The following is a 13,461-nucleotide window of genomic DNA, read 5'->3' as shown; positions in this document are numbered from 1 at the left end:
CCTGAACTTGGACGTAGAGTCCAATTTTGCGGTTGCCAGAAAGCAGATATCTCCAGCGACCAACTGGGTGTCGGGTCGCGCCAGGAACCTGCTATGCCGGAAGAGACGATTGACGGTCTCATCGGTATCGGCGGAGCCGCGAATCTGTGGTAAGCCGCCGCTCAACCAACCAAAGGACGACACCTGTGAGCGAACCGACCGTGGCCCAGGCAACCGAAAATATCTATGCCTCGCTGCGGGCGGACAATGCCGACATCGACGCACATATCGCGACGCTCAAAGCGGCGCTGATACGAGAAGGGATAAAACAGGCGGTGTTCGATCCGACCAAGTTGGCGCAGAACAACCGCTCGGGGCGCAAGTTGATGCAGGCCTATTTTCGGCAGCGCGGCGTGAGCGTGAGGTTTTCGGACTAGTAGAGCCGCGCGCGGGTGATCTCCAGCGCGCCGTTGGGATTTCTCGGCCGATCCAGCGGTTCGCAAGTTGGACGTCGGGACTGCGCCTAATCGCGGTCATAGAGATCAGCTTTGCCAATTCCTGGAAGCAGTCATCGTCAGCGACCCCGCTGGAGGCAGCAGTTGCGCCAGAAGGCGATATTGCGCTCCGCGGTCAGCGGCATCCGCTGGCCCTACGTTGCGGTCACTCGACGCTAGGGATCTCAATAGGAATTTGGGGAACGATCTCGGTCATAATTGGGGTATAGAGATCGACCTCCACTTCCGGCGACGCAAGCGTTACCACCAGCGCATAGCGAGCAAGCTGCTCGCAAACTTCCGCTTTGTTTCGCTCCTTCCACCAGCCGGAGACAGGCTTGACGCAGATCAGGTCTCGCGATGCCAATCTCGCGCCGCTGCCTGTCCATTGGTCACAATGGATCGACCCGGCAGATATGCTGCTCGGACCAAACTCCCACCCGGAATCGTTCGGACGTCCTGCCGCAGCCAACCCGGGCGGCTGGACCTCTTCAGCGTTGATGCCGGTCCGAAACTGAATCTCCGTTTCCTGCGATCGCTTGAGGTCAAATCGCAGACCGAAAGACTGATACTTTTGAGGGTCTATGGCTGCCGCACGGCCCGGATTAGGTTCAGTGAAATACGAGAGCGTCACCTTCACGATGAAGTCATTGTCGGCGTATTGTTCCAGAAGCGCCTTTGGCCACGGCAGTGGGTAGTAGTGGCATTCGTTGAAGCCGACACTGTATTGCTTCTTGCCATCCTTGATCGTCACCTTCTTCTTGTAGGGCTGGATGGTCTGTTGCACGACAAGCGCCAGATGCTCTTTGGCCGACGCCGTTGCGCGCTGGTAGGACGGCACGCCATAGCCAAAGCAACGCGCGAGGCGCTGCTTCTCGCGGAGGCTTCCGGTCGCTTGAAGTCGCTGCCACATCGGCTCCGTCCATTCGGCGCTATGCACCATCAACGCGCGGATGGTTTCCGGCCAGTGGTCGGGATGATCGGCTTTCAGTCGGGCGGCAAGACGAGATGCAAGCGCCGTAGCCGCGCTGGTGGCGGCGAAATTCACGATCGGCAGGCGATCCGCTTCACTGCCCGTCGTCAGAAGTTCCAGAGAGGGGCAGGATACAAGGCTCTGGCCATTTGCTGATCGGGCACGGTTGCCCGCTTCCATGACGATTTCGGGCTTGACCGGCGTCTTGCCCTGCATCCAGATAAGCGAGTTGCGAGAATAGGGACTTAGATCGCCCATCGGGGCCATCGGCTGGTAGCCGTCCAGCCCGTCGTCATCAATGATCTGCTTTTCCGTGTATCCGCCGACTGTCAGCGCATTCCAGGCCTGTGCCGGGTCTTCGATAGGATAGTTGTGGAGCGGCTGGAGATCGGCGAAATTCATCACGGCAGGCACATTTCCGGCGGAGATGAAGAACAGGCGGCGCGGGGCGTTCGCGTCATCACCTTCCATTTTGCCGATTGCGGCGCGATCGACGGATGCGCTCCAACTCGTGCCGCGTTCGCCAGATACATCTTCGTTAGTGATGGCCATGCAGAACACGCGATCGGAACCCGGGTTCTCGATTTCGGCAAGGGCCACGGCAGTGGACGTGATCGTGCCCAATCTCGCCGGCTCATTCGGCGAGAAACCATCGGCGGGCATGATGCGCACCGATTCCAATCGATGGCGGAGCGGCCTTTCGCCCTGATCCTGGAGGGCCACGAACAGGTCGCCGTGCAACGCAAGCCCAGCCATTTCGGTGCCGTGGCTGACTGCCTGATTGTCGGTTGGCACCCAATCGGGATTGGCGGTGAGCAAATCACCCTCGGCCAAAGCTGGTTCGATCAGGACGTGCGCGCGATTGACGCCGGTATCCAGCAGGCAGACGCGAGGAGCGTCAGCGCCGGGCCATACAATCCGCTCCGCCAGATCACCTGCCCAATCATGCTGGTTCTCGCGCTCGCCCTCCATGAAGAAGGAGGGCGTGTCGGAACCGCGTCGAAGCTCGGTAATGCCTTTGCAGGCAAACAACACTACTTCAATATCCGCACGGCGGGCGAAGATCGGCACGACAACAGTCTCGGGGAAGGTGAGGTGATAGTGTTCATCTGCGATCTGGCATTCGAGCTGCTGCAACACCTGAAGCACCTCGCCTTCAAATCCCCGCATACACCAGACTTCCCACCAGATCTGCGCCTGCGGATCGTCGGGGAGCGCAGCGGGCTTGTCGGTCCAGAAAGAGAACAGGCGTGCACGCCGGATCGCTTCGATCGGTTCGACATAGGATTTATGTTGCGGCTTTTCCTTCGCGGTCAGCGGTCCCGCACGATAGTCCTCCAGTATCGTTTCCAGAACTGGCAAGGATTCGTCCGGCACGAACAGGATGGCGGTCATCACTTCCGTCCCGGCGTCCCGCTTCGCCGCACCGGACAGGATACCGGATCGGCTCTTGTCGAGGTCCTCGGGGTCGGAGCCTTTCCGCAACTCCACTTCGTAGTATGCGCCCTCGGATCGTTCAAAACGCTCGTCGGGCGGCGGCGCTTCAACAACTTCCTGAAAGGCGGCGCGCAATTGCCCAAGCAGCATTGCGCCATGCTGTTCGCGGATGCGCGGTGCGCTTCCGCCGCCCATATTGCGCGGGGGTGCCTTGTAGAGGCTCGGCTGACGGCGATCGGAAATATCGAGATGGGGCAGGACGAAATCAGGCATATCGGATTAGCCGGGTTTCGGGTTGGAGAAAGCCTCCTGCATGGCGCGCCGTTCGGTCAGCCGCCGGACGAGTTGATCCGAGGTGACGGTATCGGATTCACGGAGGATCGCCGATTTCACGGCATCCTCTGTCGCACGGGTAATCTCGGCCTGGCTCAATCCTTCTGCGGCGTTGAACAGGGTTTTCCATGCGAGACGGGGTGCCTTGAATGGGCGCAGGGCGGCGAGAACAATTTGCTTGACCTGAGCTTGCGAGGGCATCTCGAAGGCCAGCACAAGATCGAAACGCCGCAATAGCGCATTGTCGAGCAAATTGGGATGGTTCGTCGCACCGATAACAAGGCTGTCGGTGGAGTTCTCTTCCTCCATGTATTGGAGGAAGGAATTCAGGACACGGCGCATTTCCGCCACGTCATTGGTGGCATTGCGCCTTCCACCTACCGCATCGAATTCATCGAAAAGATAGACGCCCCTCCGCTTTGCGGTTTCGTCAAAGACAAGCCGTAGCTTCGCGGCGGTCTCACCCATGAACCGCGTTATTAGGCCTTCCAGCCGGATGACGAAAAGCGGAAGGAGAAGTTTGCCTGCCAGCGCCTCGGCGGTCATAGTCTTGCCAGAGCCGGGCGGGCCGACGAACAGGGCACGACGGTTCGGTGTCTTGCCATGTTCGCGAAGCCAGCTTCGCTTCTGCTGCTCGCGCACCAATTCATCAAGACGTGCGCGAAACGTCTCGTCCAGCACCACATCGTTGAGGGTGTAGCGGGGTTCTCGATGCTCGATCAGCCCGTCCAATTCGCCGCGCGGCTTGGCGAACTGAATGGCGACGGGCGATTCCCTGCGCGATTTCCGTGCGGTTTCGACGGCGGCGCGAAGCGCCTCCGCGCTTGAGCGGTGACCCTGCCGTGCCTCAGAGGCTGCCACCTGCAACGCGATCGAATAGAACTGCTCGTCGTCGCCCTCGGCGCGGCTTCGTAGCATAGCTAGTATTTGCTTGGCGTTGGACAACGCTTTGAGCTTTCAAGGTTCGTTGCAGTCACTGGCTGAGCAATCCCCAGCTTCATGCAATCCTATATCGGAATAGCTGAAACAAAAGGTCAACTGTGGCAGCGAACCGATCGCCCACAGCAATTTAATCGATACCACGCATATTCTACGCGGAGAATGCACCGGGACCGGCCCGTCATTCGTCCGCTTTTGAATGTCCGGAGCCAGAAAGCGGCCAATCCGCTACCGGCCCCAAGGTTGCCAGTCAGTAGCGCGCATTTTGCGCCAAGTGGAATCACTTGGCGTCGCAGAAATGCGGCTAAGACAAACAGATGGAGCCCAGTTCAATCTGAACGTATCCCGCTCTGGTCGGGGCGGCGATAGGCCTGGACTTCGCCCGGTTCGCTCAGGCTTTGCAGGGTGCCGGGTGCGGCGCCGCCGATCCAGCCCAGCACCGAGCGGGCGAGTTCGGCGCCGGCCAGCCGGAAGTTCTCGTTGACGACCAGCAATTCGCTGCGAAACAGGTGCAGAAGCTCCGACGATTGTTTGGATACCACATCGACATCGCGGCCGAGCTTGAGGCCGGCGTCCTCGATGCCGGCGACGATGGCGAGCGTCGCGGCGGCGGCGCTGCTGATGAAACCGTCCGGGCGGTTTTCGCGGCGCATCAGCTGCGCCGTCCGCATTCTGATCTGCTCGATCGAATGATCGATCGAAACGGTGTTGAACGGGATCTCGCTGGCGCCGACCTCGCTCAGCGCATCGGCAAAGCCGGCGAGCGTATGGCCGTGATAGGTCAGCTCGACCGGCGGCGCCAGCAGCGCCAGCCGGCGGCGGCCGAGGCCGGCCAGATGGCGCACTGCCTCGGCCGCGAAAGCGTAATTGTCGAAATCGTGATAGGGATGGATCAGCCCCATATCGGTGCGGCCATGCGTGGCAAAGGGGATGCCGCGCTCCAGCATATAGCGGGCCCTCGGATCGTTCGGCTGCGTGCGCGAAATGATGACGCCGTCGGCTGACCCGGTTTCCACGAGGTAGCGGATCGGGTCGAGCGGATCCTGCGAGCGCGAGTAGGGCGTCACGATCAAATGATAGGGCGTGTCGGCAATGACTTCGGAAACGCCGTAGATGATATCCGAGACAAAGCTCATGATCTCGTGCTCGGTGTTGAGCACCAGGCTGATGACATTGGTCTTGCCGGTGCGCAGGCGTACGCCGGCACGGTTGGGCCGATAACCGATCTGCTTGGCGACAAGCTGGACACGCCGCCTGGTCTCGGCGCCGATCTCGGGCGCGTCCTTCAGCGCACGCGACACGGTGGTGACGCCCAGCCCGGTCATGAAGGCGAGCGTCTTCAGTGTCGGCCGGCCCTGGCCCGACGCTTCGTCGGCCTTCTCTTTTTGATGCCTGTTCATTCATCCCGCCCCGTCAGGCGCATACCAGTTGCCGGACAGGCCGGCAATCGGCCGGCCGCGGGTTCGCCGCGGGCCTTCACCGAATGAGACCGCTATATACTGAAACGTTACAGATTGTCACGACCATCGCCATATCACTGGTGACAGGCGCAAAACGAGTGGTGCTGCAATAGGCGCAAAACCGTGATTGGAACGGGCTTTTCCGATTTTTTGGCGTCGCAGCATTCCATTTTGCAGTGCAACCCCTGTTGTTGCGATGCGGTAGGCCGGCGAGCCGAGCGATTTTATTCGTGCTTCGAAAAAACTTGATGCCACCTTCGCCTGAGGGGTTGCGCGCCTCAAGCAATTGCCGTATCGAAAATCTGTAACGTTTCAGATTCTGGGAGGAACGAAATGCGATACCAACTCATGACTGCTGCGCTGGCTGCGACGGTCGCGCTGCAATTTGCCGGCCCGGCGGCCGCGACGGATCTGGAAGTCACCCATTGGTGGACCTCCGGCGGCGAGGCGGCAGCGGTCGCCGAACTCGCCAAGGCTTTCGACGCAACCGGCAATCATTGGGTTGACGGCGCTATCGCCGGCTCTGGCGGCACGGCGCGGCCGATCATGATCAGCCGCATCACCGGCGGCGACCCGATGGGCGCGACCCAGTTCAATCACGGCCGGCAGGCGGAAGAATTGGTGCAGGCCGGGCTGATGCGCGACCTCACCGATCTCGCCACCAAGGAAAAGTGGACGGAAATCGTGCACCCGAAGAGCCTGCTCGACGGCTGTACCCTCGATGGCAAAATCTATTGCGTGCCGGTCAATATCCACTCCTGGCAGTGGCTGTGGCTGTCGAACGCCGCCTTCGAAAAGGCCGGCGTGCCGGTGCCGAAGAACTGGAATGAATATGTCGCTGCGGCGCCCGCGCTTGAAAAAGCAGGCATCCAGCCGCTCGCGGTCGGCGGCCAGCCCTGGCAAGCCTCCGGCGCGTTCGACGTGCTGCTCGCGGCGGTCGGCGGCACCGACGCCTTCCTCAAGGTCTACAAGGACAAGGACGCGGAATTCGCCGCCGGGCCCGAAGTCGCCAAGGTCTTCAAGGCCGCGGACGACGCCCGCAAGATGGCCAAGAACACCAATGTGCAGGACTGGAACCAGGCCACCAATCTGGTCATCACCGGCAAGGCCGGCGGCCAGATCATGGGTGACTGGGCGCAGGGCGAGTTCCAGGTTGCCGGTCAGGTCGCCGGCAAGGACTATACTTGCCTTCCGGGCCTCGGTCTCAACGAGATGATCGCCACCGGCGGCGACGCTTTCTACTTCCCGCTGCTGAAAGATCCTGAAAAATCGAAGGCGCAAGAAGTGCTGGCCCACACGCTGCTTGATCCCAAGACGCAGGTCGCCTTCAATCTCAAGAAGGGTTCGCTGCCGGTGCGCGGCGACGTTGACCTCAAGGCGGCGAACGACTGCATGAAGAAGGGTCTCGAAATTCTCGCCAAGGGCAATGTCATGCCCTGGACCGACCAGCTGCTTTCGCAGGATACGCAGAAGCAGAAGGAGGATCTGTTCTCCGAGTTCTTCGCCAAGCAGGACATGACCGTGGAAGATGCGCAGAAGCGCTTCGCCGCCATCGTCGGTTCGGCCGATTGAGCGATCGACCAACCGCCTCACTCCCGCCCCTGCGAGCGCAGGGTCGGGAGCTCGGGTCAAGACCTCTTGACCCTCCGGCCCTTACCCGATCCAGCGCGGCTGTGCAGATGAGCAAGAGCGAACGCCCTAGCCAACTCTTTCGCAACCTCAATGCGAAAATCGCCTCGATCCCAATGATCTTCACCGCGCTGGTGATTTTTGTCGGCGGCACCGTCTGGACGGTGCTGTATTCCTTCACAAATTCCAAGCTGCTGCCGCGGCTGCACTTCGTCGGGCTCGACCAGTACTACCGGCTGTGGGCAACCCCGCGCTGGCTGATCTCGATCGAGAACCTGCTGATCTACGGCGTGCTGTCGCTGGTGTTCTCGCTGGTCATCGGCTTCCTGCTTGCTGCCCTGCTCGACCAGAAGATCCGGTTCGAGGACACGTTCCGGACCATTTTCCTCTATCCCTTCGCCCTGTCCTTCATCGTCACCGGTCTCGTCTGGCAGTGGCTGCTCAACCCGGAATTCGGTGTCCAGGGCGTGGTGCGCAGCCTCGGCTGGACGAGTTTCAGCTTCAATCCGCTCTATGATTCCAGCATCGTCATCTACGGCATATTGATCGCCGCTCTCTGGCAAGGCACCGGGCTCATCATGTGCCTGATGCTGGCCGGCCTGCGCGGCATCGACGAGGATATCTGGAAAGCCGCGCGGGTCGACGGGATACCGACCTGGAAGACCTATCTGTTCATCATCATACCGATGATGCGACCGGTCTTCATCACCACGCTCGTCATCGTCGCCTCCAACATCGTTCGCGTCTACGACCTTGTCGTCGCCCAGACCAGCGGCGGGCCCGGCATCGCCTCCGAAGTCCCGGCCAAATATGTCTATGATTATATGTTCTTCGCCCAGAACCTCGGGCAGGGGTTCGCCGCCTCGACGATGATGCTGCTGTCGGTGATCATCGTCATCGTGCCGTGGGCCTATCTCGAGTTCGGAGGCAAGAAGCGTGTCTGACCAAGCCGTTTCATTGCCTGCCATTGCCGGCACCGGCGGGCTCGAAGCCTACGGGCCGAGCGGACCGAAGCCGCGCCACACGTTCTCGCGCCGCAACATCTTCCTCTACGGCACGCTGATCGTGGTCGCGCTCTACTATCTTTTGCCGCTCTACGTGATGGTGGTGACATCGCTCAAAGGCATGCCCGAGATACGCCTCGGCAACATCTTCTCGCCGCCGATGGAGATCACCTTCGAGCCCTGGGTCAAGGCCTGGTCGAGCGCCTGCACCGGGCTCAACTGCGACGGGCTGTCGCGTGGCTTCTGGAATTCGGTGCGCATCACCATCCCGTCGGTGATCCTGTCGATCGCGCTCGCCTCGGTGAACGGTTATGCGCTTGCCAACTGGCGCTTCAAAGGCGCCGACACCTTCTTCATCATCCTGATCGTCGGCGCCTTCATCCCCTATCAGGTGATGATCTATCCGATCGTCATCATCCTGCGCGAGGTCGGTCTCTACGGCAGCCTCAGCGGCCTGGTGATCGTCCATTCCATCTTCGGCATGCCGATCCTCACACTGTTGTTCCGCAACTACTTTACCTCCATGCCGGAGGAGCTGTTCCGGGCAGCGCGTGTCGACGGCGCCGGTTTCTGGGGCATTTACTTCCGCATCATGCTGCCGATGTCGCTGCCGATCTTCGTCGTCGCCATCATCCTGCAGGTGACCGGCATCTGGAACGACTTCCTGTTCGGCGTCGTCTACACCCGCCCCGACACCTATCCGATGACGGTGCAGCTCAACAACATCGTCAACTCGGTGCAAGGCGTGAAGGAATACAACGTCAACATGGCAGCCACCATCCTGACCGGCCTTGTGCCGCTGATCGTCTATTTCCTGTCCGGAAAATTGTTTGTGCGCGGCATCGCCGCCGGCGCGGTGAAAGGATGATGGCGATGAACGCAAACGGCAGCATTGCGGTAAACGGCAGCAAGGGGGCAAACGGCACCAGCGTCTCGATCCAGAACCTGTCGCTGAATTTCGGCGCGATATCGGTGCTGCAGACGCTCAACCTCGATGTCGCGGAAGGCGAGTTCATCGTGCTGCTCGGCCCGTCCGGCTGCGGCAAGTCGACCCTGCTCAACTGCATTGCCGGGCTGCTCGACGTTTCCGAAGGCCGCATCTTCATCAAGGGCAAGAACGTCACCTGGGAAGAGCCCAAGGATCGCGGCATCGGCATGGTGTTCCAATCCTATGCGCTCTATCCGCAGATGACGGTGGAGAAGAACCTGTCGTTCGGGCTGCGCGTTGCCGGTCTTGCCAAGGACGAGATCGCCAAGCGCATCGCCCGGGCCGCCGAGATCCTGCAGATCGAACCGCTCTTGCATCGCAAGCCGGCGGCCCTGTCCGGCGGCCAGCGCCAGCGCGTGGCGATCGGGCGCGCACTTGTGCGCGACGTCGACGTCTTCCTGTTCGACGAGCCGCTCTCCAACCTCGACGCCAAGCTGCGCGCGGAATTGCGCGTCGAAATCAAGCTGCTGCATCGCAAGCTCGAGAACACCATGATCTACGTCACCCACGACCAGATCGAGGCGATGACGCTGGCCGACCGTATCGCGGTGATGAAGGGCGGCGTCATCCAGCAGCTCGATGCGCCGCAGACCATCTATAACCGGCCGGTCAACCGGTTTGTCGCCGGCTTCCTCGGCTCGCCGGCAATGAACTTCCTCGACGGCAGGCTGGAGCAGGCGGCAGGCGACTGGCACTTTGTCGCCGAGGATGTGCGGATACCGCTTGCCACCTATACTTTCGAAAAGGACCCGGTGCCGGGGCCGGCCGTGTTCGGAATCCGCCCCGAGCACGTGGCGTTCAACAGCGGCACGGGATGGCCGTTTGCAGCCACGGCAAACGTCGAGGTCGTCGAGCCGATGGGTTCCGACACGCTGGTCTGGCTGAAGCTCGGCGGCCAGAATTTCACGGTACGGGTGACAGCCGAGCGTACGCCAAACAACGCCGAGGCGGTCGGCATCGGTTTTGACCCGATGCGCGCCTCGCTGTTCGACGCCGCCACCGGCAACCGCCTCTAGAGCATGATTTAGCCTCCCAAGACTCTTCCATTCCCCCCAAGACCTCATCCCCCAAGACTTACTCATCCCCCCAAAACTAACCATCCACAAGAAACGGACAGAGACGATGAACTGGTCATTCCAACTTTACAGCGCCCGCAATTTCCAGCCCTGGGAGGGCGTGCTCAAAATGCTGGGCGAGCTTGGTTACAGCCAAGTCGAAGGGTTCGGCGGTGTCTATGACGATCCCAAGGCGTTCCGTGCCGAGCTCGACAAGAACGGGCTCGCCATGCCGACCGGGCATTTCTCGATCGACGCGCTCGAGAAGGATTTCGACGGCGTGCGCAGGACGGCCGACGCGCTCGGCATCACGCTGCTCATCTGCCCCTTCCTGAACGCCGAGTTCAGGCCGGCCGATGTCGCCGGCTGGCGCGGCTTCGGCGAACGCCTGGCCAAGGTCGGCGAGACGGCCAAGAAAGCCGGCTATGGCTTTGCCTGGCACAACCATGATTTCGAGTTCAAGGCGCTCGCCGACGGCTCGGTGCCGCAGGACCATATCCTGTCCTCGGCGCCCGACATCGGCTGGGAAATGGACGTCGCCTGGGTGGTGCGCGGCGGCGTCGATCCGCTGCCCTGGATCGAGAAGCACGGCAAGCGCATCGTCGCCGTCCATGTCAAGGACCTGGCCAAGCGGGGCGAGGGCCTCGACGAGGACGGCTGGTCGGACGTCGGCCACGGCACTATCGACTGGCCCGGCCTGATCAAGGCGCTGCGCGCCAAAAGCGCCGCAAAATACTACGTCATGGAACAGGACAATCCCAACGACATCGAGCGCTTCGCCCGCCGCTCGATCGCAGCCGCCAAGACCTATTAGGAGCACACTAGCATGGCAACAAAACTTGGGATCGGCGTCATCGGCTGCGGCAACATCTCGAAGGCGTATTTCTCACTGGCGCCGCTGTTTCGCGGCATCGAGATGCGCGCCTGCGCCGACATCAACATGGAAGCGGCGAAAGCGCGGGCAAAAGAGTTCAAGCTGCGCGCGGAGACCGTCGAGGGGCTGCTCAAGGCCGACGATATCGACATCATCGTCAACCTGACCATTCCGGCGGTGCATTACGAGGTGTCGAAGCAGATCCTCGACGCCGGCAAGCACGTCTATTCGGAGAAGCCCTTCGTGCTGTCGGTCAAGGAAGGGCTCGACCTGAAGAAACGGGCGGAAAACAAGGGGCTGCGCATCGGCTCTGCCCCCGACACCTTCCTCGGCGGCGCGCACCAGCTTGTCCGCGACCTGATCGACACCGGCAGGCTCGGCAGGATCACCAGCGGCACCTGTCATGTGATGAGCCATGGCATGGAGCACTGGCACCCCAATCCGGACTTCTTCTTCCAGCCGGGCGCCGGGCCGGTGCTCGATATCGGACCCTATTACATCACCAATCTGATCCAGCTGATCGGGCCGGTGAAGCGGGTCGCGGCCTTTGCTTCGATCCCGATGACGGAACGCATCATCAGCTCGAAGCCGCGTGCCGGCGAAAAGATCCCGGTCTCCACGCCGACGACGATCCACGGCGTGCTGGAATTCGAGAACGGCGCCGTGGTGACGCTCAACACCAGCTGGGATGTCTGGAGCCACGGCCACGCGCCGATGGAGCTCTATGGCGAGGCGGGCACCGTGTTCGTGCCGGATCCGAACTTCTTCGGCGGCGAAGTGCGCTACACCGAAGCTGCCAAGCCGGTGAAGAAGCTGCCGAAATGGCCGCATCCGTTCGGCGTGCCCAACGAGATGCATTCGCAAGGCATGATGGCCAACTACCGCACCGCCGGCCTTGCCGACATGGCGGTCGCGATTGCGGAAGGCCGGCCGCACCGCTGCTCGATGGAACTGGCGCTGCATGCCGTCGACGTCATGACCGGCCTGTTGCGCTCGGGCGAGACGGGAAAGTTCGTCGCCATGCAGACCAGCTGCGAGCGGCCCGCGGCACTCGGCGTCAAGGCGGCGAAGGAGCTGCTGGCGAAGAAGAAAACCAAGTAGGCGGCGCACCTCCCAAGCACCGCAAAAAGCCTCTCCCCGTTTGCGCGGGGAGAGGCTAAGGGTGGCAAGCTCGACTGCCCCACTGTCGCGGCGGCAGCCGTCGGGCTCGTTTCGATATGAGGATTTCCCATGCCCTATGTTCCCGCCGAGAACCGCTACGAAAAGATGGTCTACAATCGCTGCGGGCGGTCCGGCCTGAAGCTGCCGGCGATCTCGCTCGGGCTGTGGCACAATTTCGGCGACGACACGCCGCATAGAACCAAGCAGGCGATCACGCGCAAGGCGTTCGATCTCGGCATCACGCATTTCGACCTCGCCAACAATTACGGCCCGCCGCCCGGCTCGGCGGAGCGGGCTTTCGGCGAGATCCTGCGGACGGACTTTGCCGGCTATCGCGACGAGCTCATCATCTCGACCAAGGCCGGCTACGAAATGTGGGCAGGACCTTACGGCGAATGGGGCGGCCGCAAATATGTACTGGCCAGCCTCGACCAGAGCCTGAAGCGGATGGGACTCGACTATGTCGACATCTTCTATTCGCACCGCTTCGACCCCGAGACCCCGCTGGAAGAGACGATGGGCGCGCTCGATCAGGCGGTGCGCTCGGGCAAGGCGCTCTATGCCGGCATTTCCTCCTATAATTCGCAGCGTACCCGCGAAGCTGCCGATATTTTGAAGCAGCTCGGCACGCCTTGCGTGATCCATCAGCCGAGCTATTCGATGCTCAACCGCTGGGTCGAGGATGATGGTCTGCTCGATACGCTGGAGGGGCTTGGCGTCGGCTCGGTCGTGTTCTCGCCGCTGGCGCAAGGCATGCTGACCGACAAATATCTCGGCGGCATCCCCGATGGCAGCCGCGCCAGCCAGGGCAAGTCGCTGCGCCCGGCATTCATCAATGACAAGTCGATCGCCAATATCGAGGCGCTGAACGTCATCGCCCGTCGCCGCGGCCAGACGCTGGCGCAGATGGCGTTGGCCTGGGTGCTGCGCCGGGGCAGGGTGACATCAGCGCTGATCGGCGCCAGTCGGCCGGAACAGGTCGTGGATTGCGTCGGCGCGCTTGAGGCGCTCGACTTCAGCGATGCCGAGCTCGCCGAGATCGACACCTTTGCCCGCGAGTCGGACATCAACCTCTGGGCGGCATCGGCCGAGCGCAAGGGGCCGCCGAGGAAGTAGGCGACGATGGTCCGCGGTC

General features: G+C 61.7%; 11 protein-coding genes. 8 read left to right on the top strand and 3 right to left on the bottom strand.

Annotation, left to right across the window (positions count from 1 at the left end):
- Positions 1 to 185 precede the first annotated feature (185 nt).
- On the top strand, positions 186 to 416 hold the full coding sequence (locus tag AC0L2Y_RS26095) for a hypothetical protein (RefSeq protein ID WP_352935540.1): 231 nt from the start codon (positions 186 to 188) through the stop codon (positions 414 to 416).
- A gap of 223 nt (positions 417 to 639) precedes the next feature.
- On the opposite strand, the gene AC0L2Y_RS26090 is transcribed toward AC0L2Y_RS26095, so the two are convergent.
- From AC0L2Y_RS26090 to AC0L2Y_RS26080, 3 genes are all read right to left on the bottom strand, one after another.
- Positions 640 to 3,156: a S8 family peptidase gene (locus AC0L2Y_RS26090; RefSeq protein WP_473560467.1), complete on the bottom strand. Its 2,517-nt coding sequence runs from the start codon at positions 3,154 to 3,156 to the stop codon at positions 640 to 642.
- Positions 3,157 to 3,162: 6 nt separating this feature from the next.
- The gene (locus tag AC0L2Y_RS26085) at positions 3,163 to 4,161 is read right to left on the bottom strand and encodes an AAA family ATPase (protein WP_473560466.1); all 999 of its coding nucleotides are present in this window, start codon (positions 4,159 to 4,161) and stop codon (positions 3,163 to 3,165) included.
- A 323-nt stretch (positions 4,162 to 4,484) separates the two neighbouring features.
- Positions 4,485 to 5,555, bottom strand: coding sequence for a LacI family transcriptional regulator (locus tag AC0L2Y_RS26080; protein ID WP_473560465.1), 1,071 nt, complete (start codon positions 5,553 to 5,555; stop codon positions 4,485 to 4,487).
- A 393-nt stretch (positions 5,556 to 5,948) separates the two neighbouring features.
- Between AC0L2Y_RS26080 and AC0L2Y_RS26075 the strand changes: the two genes are divergently transcribed.
- The 7 genes from AC0L2Y_RS26075 to mgrA all read left to right on the top strand — a co-directional run bounded on the left by AC0L2Y_RS26075 (position 5,949) and on the right by mgrA (position 13,442).
- Positions 5,949 to 7,187, top strand: a complete 1,239-nt coding sequence (locus AC0L2Y_RS26075; RefSeq protein ID WP_473560464.1) for an ABC transporter substrate-binding protein — start codon at positions 5,949 to 5,951, stop codon at positions 7,185 to 7,187.
- Positions 7,188 to 7,294: 107 nt separating this feature from the next.
- Positions 7,295 to 8,188, top strand: coding sequence for a carbohydrate ABC transporter permease (locus tag AC0L2Y_RS26070; protein WP_352910556.1), 894 nt, complete (start codon positions 7,295 to 7,297; stop codon positions 8,186 to 8,188).
- Positions 8,181 to 9,116 (top strand): carbohydrate ABC transporter permease, encoded by a 936-nt coding sequence (locus AC0L2Y_RS26065; RefSeq protein WP_473560463.1) that lies wholly within the window; start codon positions 8,181 to 8,183, stop codon positions 9,114 to 9,116. The genes AC0L2Y_RS26070 and AC0L2Y_RS26065 overlap by 8 nt, the downstream gene beginning before the upstream one ends.
- Before the next feature lie 5 nt (positions 9,117 to 9,121).
- Entirely contained in the window at positions 9,122 to 10,252 is a 1,131-nt protein-coding gene (locus AC0L2Y_RS26060) for an ABC transporter ATP-binding protein (protein WP_473560461.1), read from the top strand.
- A gap of 106 nt (positions 10,253 to 10,358) precedes the next feature.
- Positions 10,359 to 11,105, top strand: coding sequence for a sugar phosphate isomerase/epimerase family protein (locus AC0L2Y_RS26055; protein WP_473560459.1), 747 nt, complete (start codon positions 10,359 to 10,361; stop codon positions 11,103 to 11,105).
- Positions 11,106 to 11,117: 12 nt separating this feature from the next.
- Complete coding sequence (locus AC0L2Y_RS26050) at positions 11,118 to 12,266, top strand: Gfo/Idh/MocA family protein (RefSeq protein WP_473560457.1); 1,149 nt, start codon at positions 11,118 to 11,120, stop codon at positions 12,264 to 12,266.
- A 129-nt stretch (positions 12,267 to 12,395) separates the two neighbouring features.
- Positions 12,396 to 13,442, top strand: coding sequence for an L-glyceraldehyde 3-phosphate reductase (mgrA, locus tag AC0L2Y_RS26045; RefSeq protein WP_473560456.1), 1,047 nt, complete (start codon positions 12,396 to 12,398; stop codon positions 13,440 to 13,442).
- Positions 13,443 to 13,461: the final 19 nt, after the last annotated feature.

Source organism: Mesorhizobium sp. WSM4830 (assembly GCF_055811495.1).
Note: the sequence above shows the minus strand (reverse complement) of the source record. Positions and strands in the feature narration are given on the sequence as shown.

Coding starts and splice junctions, on each gene's coding strand:
- AC0L2Y_RS26050 (WP_473560457.1), top strand. CDS start 11,118: ATGGCAACAAAACTTGGGATCGGCGTCATCGGCTGCGGCAACATCTCG.
- AC0L2Y_RS26070 (WP_352910556.1), top strand. CDS start 7,295: ATGAGCAAGAGCGAACGCCCTAGCCAACTCTTTCGCAACCTCAATGCG.
- AC0L2Y_RS26055 (WP_473560459.1), top strand. CDS start 10,359: ATGAACTGGTCATTCCAACTTTACAGCGCCCGCAATTTCCAGCCCTGG.
- mgrA (WP_473560456.1), top strand. CDS start 12,396: ATGCCCTATGTTCCCGCCGAGAACCGCTACGAAAAGATGGTCTACAAT.
- AC0L2Y_RS26080 (WP_473560465.1), bottom strand. CDS start 5,555: ATGAACAGGCATCAAAAAGAGAAGGCCGACGAAGCGTCGGGCCAGGGC.
- AC0L2Y_RS26075 (WP_473560464.1), top strand. CDS start 5,949: ATGCGATACCAACTCATGACTGCTGCGCTGGCTGCGACGGTCGCGCTG.
- AC0L2Y_RS26090 (WP_473560467.1), bottom strand. CDS start 3,156: ATGCCTGATTTCGTCCTGCCCCATCTCGATATTTCCGATCGCCGTCAG.
- AC0L2Y_RS26060 (WP_473560461.1), top strand. CDS start 9,122: ATGAACGCAAACGGCAGCATTGCGGTAAACGGCAGCAAGGGGGCAAAC.